Origin of the sequence: Streptomyces argenteolus (assembly GCF_042902585.1) — a bacterium.
Lineage (GTDB): Bacteria > Actinomycetota > Actinomycetes > Streptomycetales > Streptomycetaceae > Streptomyces > Streptomyces argenteolus.
In genome coordinates, this window is sequence record NZ_JBIBEG010000002.1 from 1,107,755 (window position 1) to 1,129,865 (window position 22,111).

Genomic DNA, 22,111 nt, shown 5'->3' on the forward strand with positions numbered 1-22,111 from the left:
AGCATCCACGCCTGCGGACGCCGCGGGGCCGGTTCCGGGAACGGCGCACGAGCGCCGTGGAGTCCGCCCCGCCCTCAGAAGTCCGCGAGGGTGCGCTCGTCCAGCCGCGCCACCGAGTCCTGGGCGTAGGCACGCTCGTACGCGGCGCGGATCCGTTCGACCTGGGTGTCCCGCGTCCGGGCCTCGGACGCCGGGTACAGCAGGATCAGCTCGTACGAACGCTCCCGCTCGATCACCCCGTGGGAGTCGCGCCACTGCCCCCGGCCCTCCTGGACCGTGAGCCCGTCGGGGAACGACGGCGTGACATGGCGGTCCACGAACGCCCAGAACTGGCGCCCGGTCACATCGGGCCCGCCGTCAGGCCGCTCGGTACCGAAGAAGAGGCGCGTCTCGACGTACGCCGTCCCCCGCGCGGCCGTCGCGGGGGGAGTCCCGTCGCCGAGGGTGGCGTACGCGATCGGGGTCCCCGCGGCCAGCACGGCGCAGGTCGCGGCGGCGGCCGTGAGCGCGGTGCGCCGGGCCGAACGCTTCGGGCACGGCTTCGGATCGGTACGCGGACGCGGCACGTCGGTCTCCCCGGGCGGTCGGTTGCCTGGCCGGCGCCCACGGTGGCACGGACACCCCGCGACGGCGTGGCAGGACACCCGCTTCGCGGCCGGACCACCCGTACCGGTGAGTGGTCAGGCGCCGGGCAGGGACACCCCGCGCCCCGCGAAGAAGCACTCCAGGACGGGGACCGGAAGGGTGGCGGCACGCGTTTTGGCGGTGGTCCCCGACGGGTTGTGGAAGTGCACGCCGTCGTCGGTGCGGGCGGTGAGCAGGACCAGATGGCCGCCCCGGCCGGGCGCGGGGCGCTCGGGGTGGCGGATTCCGTGGTGCACCGAGGCCATGACCGTGCGGCCCTCGTCCAGCAGGCCGAGGACCGCGGCGGGGGAGAGCTCCCGGTGGACGACGGCGTCGAGGCCGTGGACCTCCGAGACGTACCGGGCGAAGGGCGCGTAGATGAGCCCCCTGATCACCCCGTCGGCGTCCTCGGTGTACGCGCCGTACGCCAACGCGCCGTCCCGCAGGGCGAAGAGGGACGGTGCGCCGGTGCCGAGCGCCATCCGCAGACAGGTCATCCCGCACAGATGCCCCGCCCAGCGGGCGTAGTCGGCCGGGGAGGCCGCGCCCGACTCCGCCCAGCGCGGGTCCCCGGCCGGGTCGATCCCCTCCTCCACGATCGCGCCCACCAGGCCGGGTGAGGCGAACTGGGTCTGCACGGGGACACGGCAGGTCCGGCAGGTCACTGGCGGTATCCGTTCAGGAAGCGGCCGATGCGGCTGATCGCCGCGTCCAGGTCGTCGGCGTGCGGCAGGGTCAGGATGCGGAAGTGGTCAGGGCGCGGCCAGTTGAAGCCCGTGCCCTGCACCACCTGGATCTTCTCCCGCAGCAGCAGATCCAGGACGAACCGTTCGTCGTCGGCGATCGCGTGCACCTTCGGGTCGATGCGGGGGAAGGCGTACAGCGCGCCCTTCGGCTTGACGCACGACACCCCCGGGATCTCGTTCAGCCGCTCCCAGGCCCGGTTGCGCTGCTCGTGGAGCCTGCCGCCCGGCGCGGTGAGCTCACGGATCGACTGCCGGCCGCCGAGCGCCGCCTGGATCGCGTACTGGGCGGGGGCGTTGGGGCACAGCCGCATGGACGCGAGCATGGTGAGCCCCTCCAGATAGCTGCGGGCGTGCTGCTTCGGGCCCGACACGACCATCCAGCCCGAGCGGAACCCCGCCACCCGGTACGTCTTGGACAGGCCGCTGAAGGTGAGGCAGAGCAGATCCGGAGCCAGCACCCCCACGCTGTGGTGCTCGGCGTCGTCGTACAGGATCTGGTCGTAGATCTCGTCGGCGAACACCATCAGGCCGTGCCTGCGCGCCAGGTCGAGCATGCCGTCGAGGACCTCGCGGGAGTAGACCGCGCCCGTCGGGTTGTTCGGGTTGATGATCACCATGGCACGCGTGCGGTCGGTGATCTTCGAGGCCATGTCGGCGAGGTCCGGATTCCAGTCCGCCCCCTCGTCGCACGTGTAGTGCACGGCCTTTCCGCCCGCGAGCGTGGTGACCGCGGTCCACAGCGGGTAGTCGGGGCTCGGGATCAGGATCTCGTCACCGTCCTCCAGGAGACCCTGCACGGCCATGGAGATCAGCTCGGAGACCCCGTTGCCCAGGAAGATGTCGTCCACGTCGACCTCGGCCATCCCCATCGCCTGGTAGCGCTGGGCGACGGCGCGGCGGGCGGACAGGATGCCGCGCGAGTCGGTGTAGCCGTGCGCCTGCGGGAGCATCCGGATCATGTCCTGGACGATCTCCTCGGGAGCCTCGAAGCCGAAGAGCGCCGGATTGCCCGTGTTGAGGCGGAGCACGCTGTGGCCCGCCTCCTCGAGCGCGTTGGCCTGCTCGATGACCGGGCCCCTGATCTCGTAACAGACCTCGTTGAGCTTGCTGGACTGCCGGAACTCCATGCGGTGCCTCCCCGACCCGAATTGCGATACTTGGTTTTACCAAGCTCGGGCTTGGAAAGTCCAACAACATGTCTAGACTGCGTCGCATGCCACGTCAGCAGCAGCCCGCACGTCCAGCCCGCCGCCGGAGCTACGACCAGTTCTGCGCCACCGCCCGCGCCCTCGACTCCGTCGGGGACCGGTGGACGCTGCTGATCGTCCGTGAACTGCTGGCGGGGCCCCGCCGTTACACGGATCTGCACGCCGACCTGCCCGGGGTCAGCACGGACGTGCTGGCCTCCCGGCTCAAGGACATGGAGCAGGGCGGTCTGGCCGTGCGCCGCAAGCTCCCGCCCCCCGCCGCCGCCTCGGTCTACGAGCTGACCGAGCACGGCCGGGGTCTGCTCCCGGTCCTCACGGCGCTCGCCCACTGGGGCGCGCCCGCACTCGCCGAACGCCGCCCCACGGACGCGGTCAGGGCCCACTGGTTCGCCCTGCCGCTGCTGCGCGCGCTGGACGGCCTCACCGGTGAGGGAGTGATCGAAGTCAGGCTGGCCGAGGGGCAGTTCCACCTGCGCGCGGGCGCCGGGGCCGCCACCGGCGAGGTGTACGGATACGGCCCGGCCGGCCACCCCGACGCGTGCCTCGTGCTCGGGACGGAAGCCGCTCTCGCCCTCGCGCGTGGTGAGTGCACCCTCGCCGAAGCGGTCGGGAGCGGCCGGGTGGACGTGCTCGGCGATGGGCCGCTCGCCACGGAACTCCGCGGTGAGCGGTCGTCGTGTCCATGAGGTGACCCGGGCAACTCGTCGGTAGCGTAGGGGTGTTCATCGGTCCCCGGTGCTGAGGGAGTCCTTCATGAGGTTCGACGGCATGGTTCGCGCGAAGAGCGGCGGGAGCGGGAGGAACGTGAGGAGGCTGGGCGCACTGCGCAGGGCGGGGCTCGTGGGCGTCTGTGTGGCCGCGCTCGGCCTGGTGCCCGCGGCGGCGGTCGCCACTCCCGGCAGCGGGGTGAGCGGTACCGTCGTCGCCCAGGGAACCTCCGAGGGCAAGCTCAAGATCAAGCCTCCCCACGGCCCGACGGACGTGACCTTCCGGGAGATCACCGTGCAGCCCGGCGGCTCCACCGGCTGGCACACCCACAGCGGGCAGCTGATCGCCGTCGTCAAGGCCGGGACGCTCACCCGGACCCTCGACGACTGCTCGGTCGAGGTGACGCCCGCCGGCACGTCCTTCATCGAGCCGGCCGGGAGCAACCACCGGCACATCGGACGCAACCTCGGGACCGAACCCGTGGTCCTGTGGGTGACCTATCTGCTCCCCGAAGGCAGCGCACTCTCCTACGACGCCGAAGCGGCGGACTGCCCGGGGGAGGAGCGGTCCTGAGCCCAGGTCAGTTGGCGGGCGTCTCGCCGTACGCGCCGAAGCCCGCCACGACCAGGCCGTCACGGAAGGTCAGCACCTCGCTCACCCGGCCGCCGATCTGGTTGAGGTAGTCGATCACCAGCGCGTCGACGCCCGCCCGCACGTCCATCACCTCGAACCTCAGGTCCGGGATCCGCTCCAGCCCCGCCGCCCAGTACGCGCGCAGGGCCTCTTTGCCGTGAACGGTCCCGGACGTGTCACCCGTCAGCCGGGCGATCATGGGCGAGCTGAAGGTCACGTCCTCGTGGTAGTGCGCGAGGACGCGGTCCAGGTCGTGCGCGTTCCAGTCGTCCTGCCACTGGGCGGCGAACCGGCGGGCGAAGGCGAGATCCATACGGATCATCATGGCGCAGGGCGATGATGGACGCGTGCGATATGAACCCATCACCTGGGAACGGCTGGCCCGCGCCCTCGCCGTCCACGCCGACGGACTCGAACCGGCCGACGGCGGGTCCTGGCTGAGGATCGGCGTCGACGGAGCCCCCGCAGCCCGTCCCGAGGACGCCGCCGCGCGGCTCGCCGAGGCGCTGCGGGCTCGCGGGCGGCCCGTTCTCACCGTCTCCACGGGGGGTTTCCTGCGCCCGGCCAGCCTGCGCTACGAGTACGGCAAGCAGGACCCCGACTCGTACGCCGACAGCTGGTTCGACACCGGCGCGCTGTGGCGCGAGGTGTTCCGCCCGCTGGAGCCGGGTGGCAGCGGACGCGTACTGCCCGACCTGTGGAACCCCGTGACGGACCGGGCCACCCGCAGCCCGTACCAGGAACTGCCCGAGGGCGGCGTACTGATCCTCCACGGCCCGCTGCTCCTCGGACAGTGGTTCCCCTTCGACCTCGGCATCCATCTGAGCCTCTCGCCGGGCGCCCTGCGGCGGCGTACGGAGGAGAGCGAGCGGTGGACGCTGCCCGCCTTCGCGCGCTACGAGGACGAGGTCGGGCCCGCCGGGCGCGCGGACACGGTGGTCCGGGCCGACGACCCGCGCCACCCGGCCTGGACCGGCCTCGGTACCGGCTGACGGGGCCTCTCGTCCGGGTTCAGGCCGGTCGGCCCCCGACCGTCGTGACCGCCTCTGCCCCCGCCCGGCAGCCTGCCGCGGCGGCGGTGACGTCATCCGCGCCGGCGGCCAGCGCGGCGAGGAAACCGCCGGTGAAGGCGTCCCCGGCACCCGTCGAGTCGACCGGGGCCCGCACCGTGGCCGCCGGTACCCGCGCGGTCACCGTGCCACCGGCCGCCAGCAGGACGCCCCTGTCCCCGAGCGTGACGGCGACCCGGCCCACGTGGTGGCTCAGCTTGGCCGCCGCGTCGGCGGGCTCCGGCAGCCCGGTCAGTTCGCGTGCCTCGTCGGCGTTGGGCAGCAGCAGGTCCACGCCCTGGACCAGATCGAGGAACGCCCCGGCGCCCAGCCCGGCCAGGAATCCGGCCGAGGCCGGGTCCACGCTCACCGGCACTCCCCGCCGCCGCGCTTCCCGCAGTGCGAGCGCCGCCGTCGCCCGGCTCGTCGCCGCGAAGAGGAGGTAGCCCGACAGATGGAGCAGAGCCGCGCCGTCGAGCAACGAGGCGTCCCAGTCCCCGGGGGAGAGGCGCAGCACCGCCCCGCTGTCGGTGAGGAAGGTGCGCTCGGCCGAGGCGTCGACCAGCGCCACCACCGTGCCGGTCGGCACCTCCTCGTCGACGGCCAGGACCGGACGCACCCCCGCCCGCAGCAGCGCCTCCCGGTGCCAGTCGGCCGACTCGGCCCCGGCCCGGGCCAGCAGCCGTACGTCCCGGCAGCCCGAACGCACCGCCCAGCAGGCGACGTTGGCACCCGCGCCACCCGGCAGCGTGGTGATCCGGGCCGGGGTGTCCGTGCCGTGGAGCGGCGCCGAGCCGTGCCGGACGACCACGTCGTTGACCACCTCCCCGACCACGAGCAGGGCGCCCCCGCTCACCGCGACGCCGCCACGGCGATCCGCGCGGCCAGCTCGACGTTCCCGCGTACGGCGGCGAGATTGGCCTCCAGGGACGCACCCCCGGTCTCCCTCATCAGGTACTCCAGGAGGAACGGGGTGACCGCCTGCCCCGTCACCCCGCGCTCCCGGCAGGCGGCCAGGGCGCCGGCGAGGACCCGGTCGTGCACGTCGGGGTCCAACTGCTCCTCCTCCGCCACGGGATGGGCGACGATCAGCGCGGCGGGCGGCCCGCCCAGCTCCTCCCGCGCCCGCATCACATCGGCCACCTCCTGCGGGGTCCGCACCGTCCAGTCGACCGGCTCGCCCGAGCTGCGCAGGTAGAAGCCGGGAAAATGCTCCGTGCCGTAACCGAGCACGCCGACCCCGAGCGTCTCCAGGCGCTGGAGCGTGGCGGGCACGTCCAGGATCGACTTCACGCCCGCGCACACCACCGTGATCCCGGTCCGGGCCAACAGCCGCAGGTCGGCGGACTCGTCCTGCGTCTGTGTCCACTCCCGGTGCACGCCGCCGAGCCCGCCGGTCGCGAAGACGCGGAGACCGGCCCGGGCCGCGAGGAACGCCGTCGCGGACACGGTCGTCGCGCCGCTCGCCCCCAGCGCGAGGGCGGGCGCGAGATCGCGGTGCCCCAGCTTCCGAACGGCCGGGTCCCCGGCGACCCGCTCCAACTGCGTTGCGGTCAGGCCCACATGAGCCCTGCCGTCGAGCACCGCCACGGTCGCGGGGACGGCGCCGGCCTTCCGGGTGATCTCCTCCAGCTCCTGGGCGACCTGGAGGTTGCGGGGCCGTGGCAGGCCGTGGGCGATGATCGTCGACTCCAGGGCCACCAGGGGCCGCCGCTCCGCGAGGGCCTCCCTCACGTCCGCGGAGAGCAGGAGTGCGTGGCGGCCGGATTCCTGCGACAGGGGTGCTGGATTCTGAGGCATGCCCCCATCCCTGTCGCGGGCACGGGGGCCGCAAACCAGGACCCGAGCCTTTAGCCGGGAGCGGGGGAGAGGCGCCGGGGCGTCCCGGAGTGCTCCGGCCCCGGGGATAGGCGGCCGGGGCGGACGGCCAACGGCCGGAGCCGCATCCCCAGTTCCCCTGAGCGACGCTCCTCGGAACCGGGAGCCGGGAGCCGGGCCAGGGGCCACGGGGTGCGGGACGGGGCACGGGCCCGGCGCCGGGGGCCCGGGCGTAGAACGACGGCCCCGGCCGGGGGAGCGGGCTGGAGCCGGAAGACCAGGACCGGCGCCCATGGGCGAGTCGCGCAGCACGGCGTCCGGAGCGCGATGACCAGATCCGGACCGGCGCGGCGAGCGAGAACGCCGGGCAGCCGGGAGTTCCGGACGGAGGGCCCCGGAGGCGTCAGAATGGGACGATGGATCATCACTACGTCGGCATCCCTGAGTTGACCTCCGTTCCCCGGGTCGCTGTCGTCATCGACGTGATGCGTGCCTTCACGGGGGCCGCCTGGGCCTTCGCGCGTGGCGTGGAGAAGATAGTCCTGGCCTCCACGGAGAGCGAGGCACTCGCTCTGAAGGAGAGCCGGCCGGGGTGGCTGGCGCTGAAGGACGGGGCGCGGGCGGAGGGTTTCGACGCGGTGAACTCACCGGGCCTGCTCAGGTCCCGCGACTTCACCGGCCGCACGCTGGTGCAGAAGACGACGGCGGGAACCGTGGGCGCGCTGGCCGTGGCCGGGGCACCGCTGGTCCTGTGCGCGAGCTTCGTGGTGGCCGGCCCGACCGCGCGGTTCCTGCGGGCCGGAGGTGCCGGCCCCGTGACGTTCGTCGTGACCGGCGAGGGAGGCCGGGCCGACGAGGACCTGGCCTGCGCCGAATACATCGGCCGGTCCATGGAGGGAGGCGGGGTCGAGGCGGAACCGTACCTCCACCGTGCGAGGACTTCTCGTGCCGCGGCCGATCTCGCCGGTGGTCTGCGGAGCGGATACCACCCGGACGACGTCGCTCTCTGCCTGGAGATCGACAGATTCCCCTTCGCGATGGTCGCTCGCCGGGAGGAGTCGCTGATGGTGCTCCGCCCCGTAGCCGTGCCCGGCGTCCTCCCCGGACCCGGCTGAGCCACCGCCGGGGACGCCCCTTCAGGGGCCGGCGCGGCTGATCCACCGGGGATCAGGACTGCGCCAGGGGAGGAGACGCGACGGCCCTCAGAAGAGCGGCTGCGGAAGTATCCCCTCCAGCTCCAGCAGCCGGCGCTTCGTCTCCTTCCCCCCGCCGAAACCCCCGAGGCCCCCGTCGCTCTCCACCACCCGGTGACAGGGCACCACCAGCGGCAGGGGGTTGGAGCCCATGACCGCCCCCACGGCCTGCGCCCCGCCGGGCCGGCCGACCCGGGCGGCCAGGTCGCCGTAGCCCACGACCGTCCCGTACGGCACGCCGGCTTCCAGCTCGCGGAGCACCTCGCGCTGGAAACCTGAGGTCAGGGACCAGTCGAGGGGGAGCGAGAACTCCCTCAGCCCTCCGGCGAGATAGGCGGCGAGCCGGCCGGCCGGCCCGGCCAGCCGCTCGGAGCCGGGTGCCTCCACGGGCTCCATGCCCAGACGGGACCGCAGCTGCCCCAGCGCCCGGTCCCGGACCCGGGGGCGCGCGTGGAAGGCCACGGTGACCAGGCCCGCGTGGGTGGCGGCGAGGAGCAGCGGGCCGATCTCGCTCGGCACGACCGACCACTCCACGACCTGCTCGCCGCTCTCCATGCCACCACCGTACGACCCGCCACCGACAACGCCCCCGGCGTGCGGATCAGGGCGGGCGGTCAGCGGGTGGCGTCGCGGACCACGTCCGGGTTGTTCGTGATGATGCCGTCCACGCCGAAGCCGGCCACCTTCACCGCGTTCGCCGCGTCGTTCACCGTCCAGGTGTTCACCCGGAGCGGCTTGCCGTGTGCGCCCTTGAGCTTCTGCACGGCCGCCACGTAGGCGCCGTCGACCGACGTGTACGCCGGATTGATCTGGTCGGTGAACGCCGCGTAGGACGGCAGATCGGCCACGGCCGGGGTACCCAGGAAGCCCGTGACGACGTCGGGACGCTGCGCGTGGACAGTTTTCACACTCTCTGCACCGAAGCTCTGGATGATCAGCCGCCGCTTGACGTGGGAGCGGTCCAGCCATCCCCCTTCCCGCAGGACGCGCAGGGTCTCCTTCTCGATCCCCGGGTACGTCTGCGGGCTCTTGATCTCCAGGAGCAGCTTCTGGTGGTTGCGCTCGACGCGGTGGAGGTACTGCGCCAGCGTCGGCACCCTGGCCCCCGCGAAGCGGTCGCCGAACCAGCTGCCCGCGTCCAGCTTCGCGATCTCCGCCGCCGTGAAGTCCTTGACCGCCCAGGGCGCCCGGCCGGGGAAGACCTCCTCGGCGTCGGTGGTCCTGCTCAGGGTGGTGTCGTGCACGACGACCAGCACACCGTCCTTGGTGAGCTGTACGTCGTTCTCCACCCACGCGATGCCGAGATCGTCGGCGGCGTCCACGGCCGCAAGGGTGTTCTCCGGGGCGTAGGCGGAGGCTCCGCGGTGGGCGAAGACGACCGGGGCGTCCTGGGCGGCGGAGGCCTGCGCCTGGCCGGCGGGCAGGAGGACGCAGGCCCCGAGCAGGCCGGCGACGGCGGTGGCGGCGGTGGCTGTGCGTGCGGACACGTGTACTCCTCGCGTCGGTGTGTGGGCAGGAAGAGACTCGCAGCCGATCCCCAACGGACGGCGGGACGACGGTGACCATGATGTGAACGGATTGTCGGGTACCCGGGCCCGGCCCGCTCGGGGAGCGGATAAAATGCCGTTCTTATGTTTGCTTGCCGGGCCTTGCCCTTTAGGGTCACCCCCGAACCCGGGCCACCGCGAAGGGCGTACCAGGATGCAGGGCACAGTTGACGGATTCACCTACGGGCTCGTGACGCCGGTCGCGGCGTTCCTCATGGCCTGCCTCGGTGCGGCTCTCGGTCTGCGCTGCACCAACCGGTCCCTGCGCACCCGGGGCGCCTCCAGAGCGGGCTGGCTGGCCCTCGGGGCGACCTCCATCGGCTCCGGCATCTGGACGATGCACTTCATCGCCATGCTGGGGTTCAGCGTCCGCGAGGCCCCGGTCAGCTACGACCGCCCCCTCACGTTCGCCAGCCTCGCCGTGGCGATCGTGATGGTCGGCATCGGCATCTTCCTCGTCGGCTACCGCGGTGCCACCCCCATGGCCCTGGTCACGGGCGGGACGATCACCGGCCTGGGCGTCGCCTCGATGCACTACCTCGGCATGGCCGGAATGACCTTCGAAGGGCTGTTCGCCTACGACACGCTCACCGTCTCGCTCTCCGTCGTCATCGCCGTGGTGGCGGCGACCGCCGCCCTGTGGGCGGCCGTCTCCATCCACGGCTTCCTGCCCAGCCTCGGGGCGAGCGTCGTCATGGGCGTGGCGGTGAGCGGGATGCACTACACCGGGATGGCCGCGCTCCAGGTGCACCTGCATCCCGACGCGGTGCCGGCACCGCCCGGCGACGCGCCCACCTCGCTGATCCTGCCGATGCTGATCGGGCCGGGCTGCTTCCTGCTCCTGGCGGCCGTGGTCGTCATGATCGACCCGCTCGTGGTGACCGGCCCCGCCGCGGGTTCCGTACGGCCGCCCGGCCGCACCCGGGACCCCCTCGGGCGGGTGACGGCCGTCCCCCTCCAGCGAGGCCGGTCCAGGCCCTACGAAACGGTCTCGCACCGGGAGTACCGGCAGCAGCGGAACCGCTGATCCCCGGCCGTTGTCAGTGGCGGGTCGTACCGTGGTTGCATGCGGCCCGTTTCGAAGATCGAACGTTCGGTGGCGCCTTTCGAGGTCGTCAGTCCCTACCAGCCCAGCGGTGACCAGCCCGCGGCCATCGCCGAGCTGGACCGGCGCATCCGCGCCGGGGAGAAGGACGTCGTCCTGCTCGGCGCGACCGGCACCGGAAAGTCGGCGACGACCGCCTGGATGATCGAGAAGCTGCAGCGCCCCACCCTGGTGATGGCGCCGAACAAGACGCTGGCCGCCCAGCTGGCCAACGAGTTCCGCGAGCTCCTCCCGAACAACGCCGTGGAGTACTTCGTCTCGTACTACGACTACTACCAGCCCGAGGCGTACGTCCCGCAGTCGGACACCTACATCGAGAAGGACTCCTCGATCAACGAGGAGGTCGAGCGGCTGCGGCACTCGGCGACCAATTCCCTGCTCACCCGGCGGGACGTCGTCGTGGTCGCCTCCGTCTCCTGCATCTACGGCCTGGGTACCCCGCAGGAGTACGTGGACCGCATGGTCCAGCTCAAGGTCGGCGACGAGATCGACCGGGACCAGCTGCTGCGCCGTTTCGTCGAGATCCAGTACACCCGCAACGACCTGGCGTTCACCCGCGGCACCTTCCGGGTGCGCGGCGACACCATCGAGATCTTCCCGGTGTACGAGGAGCTCGCCGTCCGCATCGAGATGTTCGGTGACGAGATCGAGGCGCTCTCGACTCTCCACCCGCTGACCGGCGAGGTCATCAGCGAGGACTCCTCGCTCCACGTCTTCCCCGCCAGCCACTACGTGGCGGGGCCCGAGCGCATGGAGAAGGCGGTCAGCGGCATCGAGCAGGAGCTGGAGCAGCGCCTCGCCGAGCTGGAGAAGCAGGGCAAGATGCTGGAGGCCCAGCGACTGCGCATGCGCACGACGTACGACATCGAGATGCTCCGCCAGATCGGCACCTGCTCCGGTGTCGAGAACTACTCGATGCACTTCGACGGCCGCTCTCCCGGCACCGCCCCCAACACCCTCCTCGACTACTTCCCCGAGGACTTCCTCCTCGTGCTGGACGAGTCGCACGTCACCGTGCCGCAGATCGGCGCGATGTACGAGGGCGACGCCTCCCGCAAGCGGACCCTCGTCGACCACGGCTTCCGGCTGCCCTCCGCGCTGGACAACCGCCCGCTGAAGTGGGAGGAGTTCCTCGGCAGGATCGGTCAGACGGTCTACCTCTCCGCCACCCCCGGGAAGTACGAGCTGTCCCGCGGCGACGGGTTCGTCGAGCAGATCATCCGGCCCACGGGGCTCGTCGACCCCGAGGTCGTCGTCAAGCCGACCGAGGGCCAGATCGACGATCTGGTGCACGAGATCCGCAAGCGGACCGAGAAGGACGAGCGCGTCCTCGTCACCACCCTCACCAAGAAGATGTCCGAGGACCTCACGGACTACTTCCTCGAACTCGGCATCCAGGTCCGCTACCTCCACAGCGACGTCGACACCCTGCGCCGCATCGAGCTGCTGCGCGAGCTGCGCTCCGGTGAGTACGACGTCCTGGTCGGCATCAACCTCCTGCGTGAGGGCCTCGACCTGCCCGAGGTCTCCCTCGTGGCCATCCTCGACGCCGACAAGCAGGGCTTCCTGCGCTCGGGCACCTCGCTGATCCAGACCATCGGGCGCGCCGCCCGTAACGTCTCGGGGCAGGTCCACATGTACGCGGACAAGGTCACCCCGGCCATGGCGCAGGCCATCGACGAGACCAACCGGCGCCGTGAGAAGCAGATCGCGTACAACACCGAGCGGGGCGTCGACCCCCAGCCGCTCCGCAAGAAGATCAACGACATCGTCGCCTCCATCGCCCGTGAGGAGGTCGACACCGAGCAGCTGCTCGGCACCGGCTACCGGCAGGGCAAGGGAACCAAGGCGCCGGTGCCCACGCTCGGCTCGCAGACCCCGGCCGGCCGCAAGGACAAGGGCCGCAAGGGCGAGCCCGCGGTGGTCACGGACCGCCCCGCGACGGAGCTCGCGGGCATCATCGAGGAGATGACGGACCGCATGCGGGCTGCGGCTGCCGACCTGCAGTTCGAGGTGGCCGCGCGCCTCCGTGACGAGGTCGGGGAGCTGAAGAAGGAGCTGCGTCAGATGAGGGAAGCGGGGCTCGCCTGACCGGTGGGGCCCGCAGTGTTGCAGGAACGACACAAAAACGGCCCATCACTGCTTCTCGCTCCCGGGGACTGCGTAGGGTGCGGGGAAACCGCACACCGACGGTTGCGGGGCAAGCGGAGAGGGGACAGCGCGTGACGGTCAACATGACCAAGGGCCAGGCCATCAGCCTGCAGAAGAGCGACGGGGGGACCCTGACCGCGGTACGGATGGGGCTCGGCTGGCAGGCGGCCCCGCGCCGCGGGCTGTTCGGCTCGCGTACGCGGGAGATCGACCTGGACGCCTCGGCGGTTCTCTTCGCCGACAAGCAGCCCGTGGACGTCGTGTTCTTCCGCCACCTCGTCAGCGACGACGGCTCGGTCAAGCACACCGGCGACAACCTCGTCGGCGGGGCCGGCTCGGGCGGCGACGACGAGGCGATCCTCGTCGACCTGCAGCGGGTCCCGGTCCACATCGACCAGATCGTCTTCACGGTGAACTCCTTCACCGGCCAGACGTTCCAGGAGGTGCAGAACGCCTTCTGCCGCATCGTCGACGAGACCAACGGCCAGGAGCTCGCCCGCTACACACTGGACGGCGGCGGCCAGTACACGGCGCAGATCATGGCCAAGGTGCACCGCTCGGGCAACGGCTGGCAGATGACCGCCCTGGGCAACCCGGCCAACGGCCGGACCTTCCAGGACCTGATGCCGGCGATCCTGCCGCACCTGTAGGCGAGGCGCGGGCCACATCCCGCCCGCGGATCCGTACGAGCAGCTCCCGGAGGCACCGCCGCCGGGAGCTGCGCCCATGGCAGGGCACCACACCGAACGTCGAGGGGACAGGGCAATGACGGCCGAGCTGGTCCGGGGGCAGAACCACACCTTGCCCCAGACCCGACTGGAGATCAGGGTGTCGGCGGGCTCACCGGTCGTGGCCGGGGCCACGCTCGGGGACGAGCGGGGCACGGTCCGCGGTGCCGAGTGGATCGCCCATCCCGGATCGCACCGGCTGCCCGGCCTTGAGGTCTCCCGGCAGGCGGCGGCCGACCACCGCCTTGCCGTGGACCTCGACGCCCTGCCCGACGCGGTGCACCGCGTCACCGTCCTCCTCGCCCTGCCCGTGGGGGCGGGGCGGCCGGTCAGGTTCGGCGCGGTCGCCGCCCCGTTCGTCGCCGTCACGGGGCTCGACGGCACCGAGATCGCCACCTTCACCCTCACCGGCCTGGACACGGAGTCCGCCGTGTCGGCCCTGGAGCTCTACCGGCGCCAGGGCGTCTGGAAGGTCCGGGCCGTGGGCCAGGGATACGCCTCGGGGCTCGCCGAGATGCTCGCCGACCAGGGGGTGGCGGAGGCCGCGGAGCTGGCCGACTCGATACAGCGGGCCGTCGCCTCGGGGCTCGCCCGCTCCGTGGCGCCCCCTCCGCCCCGCGCCCCCGAAGGCGAGCGGGTCCGCCATCCCGCCGGTCCCGCACCGTCCACGGGCGCCGGACAGCCGCCCGGCCCTCCGGTGCCCGCCCCCGGCCCGCTGGGGGGCGGCGCGCCCCCGCCTCCGGCCACCGCGGCGGGCGGGCCCATCGACTACGCGCACCCCCGCCGCCAGACCTCGGCGCCGCCCCCGCCGCCGCCCACGGCCCCGCCCGCCGCGCCGGGGCAGCCCGCGCAGCCCGTCGCGGGTGACGCCACCGGCTGGTCCATGGACGAGCGCCTCTACAACCAGGTCTGGGACATGTTCCAGGACCTCGCGCGGGCGGTCGCGGCCTACCGCAGCGCGGTCGACTTCGCCGAGTCCCGGATGGACCAGGAGCTCGACCGGGCCCTCTCCGACCCGCGCAGCCGCATCGGGGGCACGGGCGACCGGGTCCGCGAGGAGGCCAGGGCCAAGCGCGACGAACTGACCGCCAGGGCGCGCGAGGCGCTCGACCGCGATCTGGCCCAGCTGGCCGCCGAGTCCGCCGTCGTGGAGCCCGCCCTCCCCGCCTCCTACGCGGGCTGGGACAACCCCGTCTGGCACGGCTACCGCGTCCCCATGGAGATCCCCATGGCGCTGCGGATCGGCGACCTCCATCTCCCCGAGCGCACCGACCTGCGCATCCCGCTGCTGGTGCGTCTGCCCCTGGAGCGGGGGATCTGGGTCGACAGCGGACGTACGGCCTCCGAGGCCTCCGAGGCCGCCGCGGCGACGGACAACGGGGACCAGCTGCGCGGGCTTGCCATGGAGACCGCGGTCGCGCTGGCCGCCCGGCTGCTCGCGGTCTACCCGGCGAACGAGTTCTCGGTGCACGTCATCGACCCGGCCGGCGCCGCCGCCGGCCCGCTCGCGCCCCTGGTGAACTCCGGGGCCCTCGCCGGGCCTCCGGCCGTCGGGGCCGCCGGTGTCTCCGCGGTCCTCGCCCACCTCACCCGCCGCGTCGACCTGGTGCAGATGGCGTTGCGGGCCGGCGCCGCGGACTCACTGCCTCCGGACCTGGACCCGGGGGAGCAGCTGCTGATCGTCAACGACTTCCCCCACGGTTTCGACGACCGGGCCGTCACCCAGTTGCGCTATCTGGCCGACGAGGGTCCCTCGGTCGGTGTGCACCTGCTGATGGTGGCCGACCGGGAGGACGCCCGCGCCTACGGCCCGGTGCTCGACCCCCTGTGGCGCTCCCTGCTGCGGATCACCCCCGTCGCCGACGACCATCTGGCCGACCCGTGGGTGGGGCACGCCTGGACGTACGAGTCGCTGAGGGCGCCGCAGGGCAGCCGGGTCCTGGAACAGGTCCTCGCGCTGGTCGCCGCAGCCAGGCGCGCCGGCTACCGCTGAGAGGACGACGGCGGTTCACCTCTGGTCCATCCGGCCTCTGAGCAGCCATTTTGATCACGGCTTGGGAAGGACTTTACCGTTTCTTGGTGCTTCATGTACTGTTCTTGGTGCGGAGGGGAGTACTCCCGATCGCGGCGTTCCCGTCAGTACGGACTGTGACCGGTCCCGGGGCGTCGGCCCGGCACGCAGCCCGCGTGTCCCGGGTGGAAGAGACCTCCGGCAGCGACGACGCTGATCTATAGCCGTAGCGAACTGCCGGAGGCGCAGTGGACGTTTCATGGACTCTCTGGACGCTGACCATTCTCGGTCTCGTCGCACTCATCGCCGTCGACTTCTTCATCGGGCGCAAGCCCCATGACGTGTCGACCAAGGAAGCCGGAATCTGGACCGTCATCTGGATCGCGCTGGCCGTCCTCTTCGGACTCGGCCTGCTGGTCTTCGGTGAGAGCCAGGCATCAGGCGAATTCTTCGCCGGCTTCATCACCGAGAAGTCGCTCAGTGTCGACAATCTCTTCGTCTTCGTCCTGATCATGGCGAAGTTCTCGGTACCCTCCCACCTCCAGCAGCGGGTGCTGCTCGTCGGTGTACTGATCGCCCTGGTGCTGCGTGCCATCTTCATCGCAGCCGGAGCCGCGGTCATCGCCAACTTCTCGTGGGTCTTCTACATCTTCGGCGCGTTCCTGATCTACACCGCCTGGAAGCTGATCCAGGAGGCCAGGGCCGGCGAGGAGGAAGAGGAGTTCGAGGAGAACCGCCTCCTGAAGTCGATCGAGCACCGGTTCGGTGTCGCCGACAGGTACCACGGGACGAAGCTCTTCATCCGGAACAACGGCAAGCGCGTCATGACCCCGCTCATGGTGGTCATGCTCGCCATCGGCACCACGGACGTGCTGTTCGCGCTCGACTCGATCCCGGCGATCTTCGGCCTGACCCAGGACCCGTACATCGTCTTCACCGCCAACGCCTTCGCCCTGATGGGCCTGCGTCAGCTGTACTTCCTCATCGGCGGTCTGCTGAAGAAGCTGGTCCACCTCAGCTACGGGCTCTCGGTGATCCTCGGATTCATCGGCGTCAAGCTGGTGCTGCACGCCCTGCACGAGTCCGGGGTGCACGTCCCGGAGATCTCCATCCCGTTCTCCCTCTCCGTCATCTGCGGCGTCCTGGTGATCACCACGATCACCAGCCTCATCGCCACCAGGAAGAAGGACGCGGTGGAGGGCTCGGAGACGGACGAGCAGAAGGACGACAGCGAGCACGTAGGCGCGGAGAAGTAACGCCGCACGGACAGAGCGACGGCCGGGGCCCCGAGGGGCACCCGGCCGTCGGGCTTTCACCGGTTCACCAGCCGCGTTCGCGCCACTCGGGCAGATGCGGGCGCTCGGCGCCGAGCGTGGTGTCGTGGCCGTGGCCCGGGTAGACCCACGTCTCGTCCGGCAGCCGGTCGAAGAGCTTGGTCTCCACGTCGTGCAGCAGACTCGCGAAGGCCTCCGGATCCTTGTGGGTGTTGCCCACGCCGCCGGGGAAGAGGCAGTCCCCGGTGAACAGGTGCGGGGCTCCGTGCGGGTCGTCGTAGACGAGTGCGATGGAGCCCGGGGTGTGCCCCTTCAGATGCCTGGCGGTCAGGGTGACCCGCCCCACCCGGATCGTGCCCTCGTCCTCGACGAGCTCGTCGGTCGGTACGGGGATGCCCTCGGCGTCGTACACCCCCGCGTACGTCCGCGCGCCGGTGGCCGCCACGACCTCGCCGAGCGCCTGCCAGTGGTCACCGTGCCGATGCGTCGTGACGACGGACGCGATGCCGTCCTCACCGATCAGCCGCAGCAGGACCGGGGCCTCCGACGCCGCGTCGATCAGGAGCTGCTCGCCGGTGGCCCGGCAGCGCAGCAGATACGCGTTGTTGTTCATCGGGCCGACGGCGACCTTGGAGATCATCAGATCCGTCAGCTCGTGCACATCCGCAGGGCCGCCGACCTTGACCGTTCCGCTGTACGTCATGTGACGCAGCCTATAGCGGGGGCAGCGTGGGAAGGCCGCCCCCGTCGACGGTGAGCGCGGAGCCGTCGCGGCGACCGCAGAGCCAGCCGAGGATGTCGGGAGCCGTGCCCCGGACGGTGACCGGGGGGCCGTCGGAACCGCCGCCCGTGGTCCAGATCCGGCCGTCCTCGGTGACCGCGGTCGTGGGCGGGACGTCGGGGTGCCCGGCGAAACGTTCGGCCAGGAAGTCGTTCTCCCGGGTCACGAACTCCTCCGGCAGGTCCTCCAGCCCGTAGCCGGTCCCCAGGTCGACGTGGTGGAGCTCGATCTCGACCCAGCGGCGGAAGGGGATCCGGGACGCGGAGTCCGTCACACCGTTGCGCAGGGTGACCGTGCGGGACCAGTCGGCCGGCTCCGAGGCCGCGGCGAGAAAGGCCGCGCCGCTCGTGCGCAGGTCAGCGAGCTGTTCGCCCAGAGGCCGGGGCGCGTCACGCTCGATGTCGCTGTCCCGGGTTTCGCTGCTCGCGTACATCGGCCGCCCCTGGAGAACATTTGTGAGGGCGTCGGCGTTACGTGACAGGTGGGCGAGAACATGGCCGCGGCTCCAGCCCGGCAGAAGCGACGGCTCGGCCACAGAGCCGTCGTCACGTCCGTCCATGGCACTGAGCAGCCGATCGGTCGCTTCACGTACAGCTTCCAGGTCACGCACATGATCAGTCATGGCCCGAGCGTAGCCCTCACCACTCGTTCGGGTGATGCGGTCTGCGGTCGTCCGTAAATCGAATGCGCGTGCTATACGCTCGGAGTCGAAAGCTTCGTACATCGCTGTGGCGCCCCCCATACCCTGGGAGAGGGGCTCAGTTCTCCCACTTCTCTCCAGAAAGGTGCGGACCGGCGTGGCCGACCGTCTCATCGTCCGTGGCGCGCGCGAGCACAACCTGAAGAACGTCTCGCTCGATCTACCCCGTGACTCCCTCATCGTCTTCACCGGGCTCTCCGGATCGGGCAAGTCCTCACTCGCGTTCGACACGATCTTCGCCGAGGGCCAGCGGCGCTACGTGGAGTCCCTCTCCTCGTACGCCCGGCAGTTCCTCGGCCAGATGGACAAGCCGGACGTGGACTTCATCGAAGGCCTCTCGCCCGCCGTCTCCATCGACCAGAAGTCGACCTCGCGCAACCCGCGCTCGACGGTCGGCACCATCACCGAGGTCTACGACTACCTCCGGCTGCTCTTCGCCAGGATCGGCAAACCGCACTGTCCCGAGTGCGCCAGGCCCATCGCGCGCCAGTCGCCGCAGGCCATCGTGGACAAGGTGCTGAACCTGCCCGAGGGCAGCCGTTTCCAGGTGCTCTCGCCGCTGGTGCGTGAGCGCAAGGGAGAGTTCGTCGACCTCTTCGCGGACCTCCAGACCAAGGGCTACAGCAGGGCCCGGGTCGACGGCGAGACGGTCCAGCTCTCCGAGCCGCCGAAGCTGAAGAAGCAGGAGAAGCACACCATCGAGGTGGTCATCGACCGCCTCACGGTGAAGGACAGCGCCAAGCGCCGGCTGACCGACTCCGTGGAGACCGCGCTCGGCCTCTCCGGCGGCATGGTCGTGCTCGACTTCGTCGACCTCGACGCGGACGACCCCGAGCGTGAGCGGATGTTCTCCGAGCACCTCTACTGCCCGTACGACGACCTCTCCTTCGAGGAGCTGGAGCCCCGCTCCTTCTCCTTCAACTCCCCGTTCGGCGCCTGCCCCGACTGCACCGGCATCGGCACGCGGATGGAGGTGGACCCGGAGCTGATCGTCCCGGACGAGGACAAGTCCCTCGACGAGGGTGCGATCCACCCCTGGTCGCACGGCCACACCAAGGAGTACTTCGGACGCCAGATCACGGCGCTCGCGGACGCCCTCGGCTTCCGTACGGACATTCCCTGGGCCGGACTGCCGCAGCGCGCCAAGAAGGCGCTGCTGCACGGTCACAAGATCCAGACCGAGGTGCGCTACCGCAACAGGTACGGCCGTGAGCGCGCCTACACCACCCCTCGCTTCGAGGGCGCGGCGGAGTACGTCAAGCGGCGTCACTCCGAGGCCGAGAGCGACTCCAGCAGGGAGCGCTTCGAGGGCTACATGCGCGAGGTGGACTGCCCGACCTGTGAGGGCACCCGCCTCAAGCCGCTGGTGCTCGCGGTGACGGTGATGGAGAAGTCCATCGCCGAGGTCGCCGCGATGTCGATCAGCGAGTGCGCCGAATTCCTCGGCCGCCTCAAGCTGAACGCCCGCGACAAGAAGATCGCCGAGCGGGTCCTCAAGGAGGTCAACGAGCGGCTGCGGTTCCTCGTCGACGTCGGCCTCGACTACCTCTCGCTGAACCGCGCCGCGGGCACCCTGTCCGGCGGCGAGGCCCAGCGCATCCGGCTCGCCACCCAGATCGGCTCCGGCCTCGTCGGCGTGCTGTACGTGCTGGACGAGCCGTCCATCGGCCTGCACCAGCGCGACAACCACCGGCTGATCGAGACCCTGGTCCGCCTCCGCGACATGGGGAACACCCTCATCGTCGTCGAGCACGACGAGGACACCATCAAGGTCGCGGACTGGGTCGTCGACATCGGCCCCGGAGCCGGTGAGCACGGCGGCAAGGTCGTCCACTCCGGTTCGCTCAAGGAGCTCCTGGCCAACAAGGAGTCCGTCACCGGCCAGTACCTCTCGGGCAAGAGGGCGATCGAGCTGCCGGCGATCAGGCGTCCGGTCGACCCGAAGCGCCTGCTCACGGTGCACGGCGCCCGGGAGAACAACCTCCAGGACATCGACGTCTCGTTCCCGCTCGGTGTGCTCACGGCGGTCACGGGCGTCTCGGGCTCCGGCAAGTCGACCCTGGTCAACGACATCCTCTACACCCACCTGGCGCGCGAGCTCAACGGCGCCAAGTCCGTCCCCGGGCGACACACCAGGGTGGACGGGGACGACCTGGTCGACAAGGTCGTGCATGTCGACCAGTCGCCGATCGGCCGCACCCCGCGGTCCAACCCGGCCACGTACACCGGAGTCTTCGACCACGTGCGGAAGCTGTTCGCCGAGACCATGGAGGCGAAGGTGCGCGGCTACCTGCCGGGCCGCTTCTCCTTCAACGTCAAGGGCGGCCGCTGCGAGAACTGCTCGGGCGACGGCACGATCAAGATCGAGATGAACTTCCTGCCCGACGTGTACGTCCCGTGCGAGGTCTGCCACGGTGCGCGCTACAACCGGGAGACGCTGGAGGTCCACTACAAGGGCAAGTCCATCGCCGAGGTGCTGGACATGCCGATCGAGGAGGGCCTGGAGTTCTTCGAGGCCGTCCCGACGATCGCCCGTCACCTGCGCACGCTCAACGAGGTGGGCCTCGGGTACGTCAGGCTCGGCCAGTCCGCGCCCACGCTCTCGGGTGGTGAGGCGCAGCGCGTGAAGCTGGCGAGTGAGTTGCAGAAGCGCTCCACCGGACGCACGGTCTACGTCCTGGACGAGCCGACGACCGGGCTGCACTTCGAGGACATCAGCAAGCTCATCACGGTGCTCTCGGGCCTCGTCGACAAGGGCAACACGGTGATCGTCATCGAGCACAACCTCGATGTCGTCAAGACCGCCGACTGGGTCGTCGACATGGGCCCCGAAGGCGGCAGCGGCGGCGGTCTCGTCGTCGCCGAGGGCACACCGGAGCACGTGGCCTCGGTGCCCGCCAGTCACACCGGGAAGTTCCTCCAGGAGATCCTGGGCGCGGAGCGGATCGGTGAGGCCGCGGTACCGGCGGCCCGTAAGGCACGCAAGGCGCCCGCGAAGAAGGCCGTCGCCGCGAAGGCCTCGACGGCCCGCAGGACGGCCACGGCCAGGACGGCCAAGAAGGCGGCTTCCGAGGCGCCCGCACCGAAGAAGGCCGCCCGCGCGCGGAAGGCCTGACACCGAGGGATGGGACGGCCCCCGCGGCGCCGGGGACCGTCCCGGTGCGGTGGCCGTTCCCTCCGGACGGTCGTGCCCCCCCGGGGGCAGGGCCGGGGGCGGTGGACGTACAGGCGATCTCCGCCGGTATCGTCGGGTCTGTCGCCCCCGCCTTCGGACGCGGCCCGTGCCCCGGTGACCCCCTCGGCACCCGGTGCCCCGGACGGTGAGGGTGACCCCTGTCCCCCCGACCAGTGGAGCCCGCATGTCCGGCCTGCCCGCCGCCCGCCGCACCGTACTGAAGGGTGCCGCCCTCGCCGGTGCCGCCGGGCTGGGAGCGGCGGCCTGCTCGACCGAGTCGAAGCTCGGCCACGCGCAGACGCCCACCCCCACCGCGCCCGTGGAGCTCGGCTCCCCGGACGAGGTGCCCGTGGGCGGGTCGAAGCTCTACCGGGAGCAGCGGGTCGTCGTGAGCTGCCCCGCAGCCGGCCGGTACACCGCGTTCAGCGCCCAGTGCACCCACGCGGGCTGCCTCTTGGACAAGGTCGAGGACAACGAGGGCAACTGCCCCTGCCACGGCAGCCGCTTCGACGTGACCACGGGCAAGGCGCTGCGGGGGCCGGCCACCGTGCCGCTGCCCTCCGTCGAGGTGCGCGTCGAGGGCGGGAAGCTCGTCGCCGGCCCCGAAGCCTGACCGGGAGGGCTGCGGGAGCTCCCCGTTCCCCGGGAGATGCCGCTCTG

The 22,111-nt window shown here is 71.4% G+C and carries 21 protein-coding genes; 11 read left to right on the forward strand and 10 right to left on the reverse strand.

Translation table 11 applies throughout. From position 1 onward, the window contains the following. Positions 1–74 precede the first annotated feature (74 nt). The 3 genes from ACFY8O_RS11515 to ACFY8O_RS11525 all read right to left on the reverse strand — a co-directional run bounded on the left by ACFY8O_RS11515 (position 75) and on the right by ACFY8O_RS11525 (position 2,497). Entirely contained in the window at positions 75–566 is a 492-nt protein-coding gene (locus ACFY8O_RS11515) for a DUF3574 domain-containing protein (protein WP_387900765.1), read from the reverse strand. Positions 567–680: 114 nt separating this feature from the next. Next, positions 681–1,289 (reverse strand): peptidase, encoded by a 609-nt coding sequence (locus ACFY8O_RS11520; RefSeq protein WP_387900767.1) that lies wholly within the window; start codon positions 1,287–1,289, stop codon positions 681–683. Continuing rightward, positions 1,286–2,497, reverse strand: a complete 1,212-nt coding sequence (locus ACFY8O_RS11525; protein ID WP_387900769.1) for a pyridoxal phosphate-dependent aminotransferase — start codon at positions 2,495–2,497, stop codon at positions 1,286–1,288. The genes ACFY8O_RS11520 and ACFY8O_RS11525 overlap by 4 nt, the downstream gene beginning before the upstream one ends. 68 nt (positions 2,498–2,565) lie before the next feature. Here ACFY8O_RS11525 and ACFY8O_RS11530 point away from each other — a divergent pair, with 68 nt between their 5' ends. Then, positions 2,566–3,264: a winged helix-turn-helix transcriptional regulator gene (locus ACFY8O_RS11530; RefSeq protein WP_387900770.1), complete on the forward strand. Its 699-nt coding sequence runs from the start codon at positions 2,566–2,568 to the stop codon at positions 3,262–3,264. Positions 3,265–3,331: 67 nt separating this feature from the next. Next, a complete protein-coding gene (locus ACFY8O_RS11535; protein WP_387900771.1) occupies positions 3,332–3,859 on the forward strand; it encodes a cupin domain-containing protein in 528 nt (175 codons plus the stop codon). Between the two features lie 7 nt (positions 3,860–3,866). On the opposite strand, the gene ACFY8O_RS11540 is transcribed toward ACFY8O_RS11535, so the two are convergent. After that, entirely contained in the window at positions 3,867–4,232 is a 366-nt protein-coding gene (locus tag ACFY8O_RS11540) for a nuclear transport factor 2 family protein (RefSeq protein ID WP_387900772.1), read from the reverse strand. Positions 4,233–4,266: 34 nt separating this feature from the next. Between ACFY8O_RS11540 and ACFY8O_RS11545 the strand changes: the two genes are divergently transcribed. After that, positions 4,267–4,911, forward strand: a complete 645-nt coding sequence (locus ACFY8O_RS11545) for a uridine kinase (RefSeq protein ID WP_145802352.1) — start codon at positions 4,267–4,269, stop codon at positions 4,909–4,911. A 19-nt stretch (positions 4,912–4,930) separates the two neighbouring features. Here the strand turns inward: ACFY8O_RS11545 and ACFY8O_RS11550 are convergent, their stop codons facing one another. Continuing rightward, the gene (locus ACFY8O_RS11550; RefSeq protein WP_387900773.1) at positions 4,931–5,824 is read right to left on the reverse strand and encodes a carbohydrate kinase family protein; all 894 of its coding nucleotides are present in this window, start codon (positions 5,822–5,824) and stop codon (positions 4,931–4,933) included. Beyond that, on the reverse strand, positions 5,821–6,768 hold the full coding sequence (locus ACFY8O_RS11555) for a pseudouridine-5'-phosphate glycosidase (RefSeq protein ID WP_387900775.1): 948 nt from the start codon (positions 6,766–6,768) through the stop codon (positions 5,821–5,823). The genes ACFY8O_RS11550 and ACFY8O_RS11555 overlap by 4 nt, the downstream gene beginning before the upstream one ends. A gap of 434 nt (positions 6,769–7,202) precedes the next feature. On the opposite strand from ACFY8O_RS11555, the gene ACFY8O_RS11560 reads away from it, so the two are divergent. Further along, a complete protein-coding gene (locus tag ACFY8O_RS11560; RefSeq protein WP_387900777.1) occupies positions 7,203–7,901 on the forward strand; it encodes a 2-phosphosulfolactate phosphatase in 699 nt (232 codons plus the stop codon). Between the two features lie 87 nt (positions 7,902–7,988). Here the strand turns inward: ACFY8O_RS11560 and ACFY8O_RS11565 are convergent, their stop codons facing one another. Beyond that, entirely contained in the window at positions 7,989–8,534 is a 546-nt protein-coding gene (locus tag ACFY8O_RS11565) for a methylated-DNA--[protein]-cysteine S-methyltransferase (protein ID WP_145802358.1), read from the reverse strand. Between the two features lie 59 nt (positions 8,535–8,593). Continuing rightward, positions 8,594–9,466 (reverse strand): glycerophosphodiester phosphodiesterase, encoded by an 873-nt coding sequence (locus ACFY8O_RS11570; RefSeq protein WP_387900779.1) that lies wholly within the window; start codon positions 9,464–9,466, stop codon positions 8,594–8,596. Positions 9,467–9,680: 214 nt separating this feature from the next. Here ACFY8O_RS11570 and ACFY8O_RS11575 point away from each other — a divergent pair, with 214 nt between their 5' ends. The 5 genes from ACFY8O_RS11575 (at position 9,681) to ACFY8O_RS11595 (ending at position 16,777) form a co-directional block, all read left to right on the forward strand. Further along, positions 9,681–10,553: an MHYT domain-containing protein gene (locus ACFY8O_RS11575; protein WP_387900781.1), complete on the forward strand. Its 873-nt coding sequence runs from the start codon at positions 9,681–9,683 to the stop codon at positions 10,551–10,553. A 39-nt stretch (positions 10,554–10,592) separates the two neighbouring features. After that, positions 10,593–12,722 carry an excinuclease ABC subunit UvrB gene (gene uvrB, locus ACFY8O_RS11580; RefSeq protein ID WP_387900783.1) on the forward strand — a complete coding sequence of 710 codons (2,130 nt, stop codon included), beginning with the start codon at positions 10,593–10,595 and terminating at the stop codon, positions 12,720–12,722. A gap of 131 nt (positions 12,723–12,853) precedes the next feature. Beyond that, positions 12,854–13,432 carry a TerD family protein gene (locus tag ACFY8O_RS11585; protein ID WP_073747806.1) on the forward strand — a complete coding sequence of 193 codons (579 nt, stop codon included), beginning with the start codon at positions 12,854–12,856 and terminating at the stop codon, positions 13,430–13,432. A gap of 115 nt (positions 13,433–13,547) precedes the next feature. After that, a complete protein-coding gene (locus ACFY8O_RS11590; protein ID WP_387900785.1) occupies positions 13,548–15,503 on the forward strand; it encodes a TerD family protein in 1,956 nt (651 codons plus the stop codon). A gap of 266 nt (positions 15,504–15,769) precedes the next feature. Next, positions 15,770–16,777, forward strand: a complete 1,008-nt coding sequence (locus ACFY8O_RS11595; protein ID WP_387900787.1) for a TerC family protein — start codon at positions 15,770–15,772, stop codon at positions 16,775–16,777. A gap of 64 nt (positions 16,778–16,841) precedes the next feature. Here the strand turns inward: ACFY8O_RS11595 and ACFY8O_RS11600 are convergent, their stop codons facing one another. Further along, positions 16,842–17,498 (reverse strand): MBL fold metallo-hydrolase, encoded by a 657-nt coding sequence (locus ACFY8O_RS11600; protein ID WP_387900788.1) that lies wholly within the window; start codon positions 17,496–17,498, stop codon positions 16,842–16,844. A gap of 10 nt (positions 17,499–17,508) precedes the next feature. Beyond that, a complete protein-coding gene (locus tag ACFY8O_RS11605; RefSeq protein WP_387900790.1) occupies positions 17,509–18,198 on the reverse strand; it encodes a maleylpyruvate isomerase family mycothiol-dependent enzyme in 690 nt (229 codons plus the stop codon). 175 nt (positions 18,199–18,373) lie between these two features. Here ACFY8O_RS11605 and uvrA point away from each other — a divergent pair, with 175 nt between their 5' ends. Next, positions 18,374–21,391 carry an excinuclease ABC subunit UvrA gene (uvrA, locus tag ACFY8O_RS11610; RefSeq protein WP_387900792.1) on the forward strand — a complete coding sequence of 1,006 codons (3,018 nt, stop codon included), beginning with the start codon at positions 18,374–18,376 and terminating at the stop codon, positions 21,389–21,391. A gap of 244 nt (positions 21,392–21,635) precedes the next feature. Continuing rightward, positions 21,636–22,064, forward strand: coding sequence for a Rieske (2Fe-2S) protein (locus ACFY8O_RS11615; RefSeq protein WP_145802377.1), 429 nt, complete (start codon positions 21,636–21,638; stop codon positions 22,062–22,064). Positions 22,065–22,111: the final 47 nt, after the last annotated feature.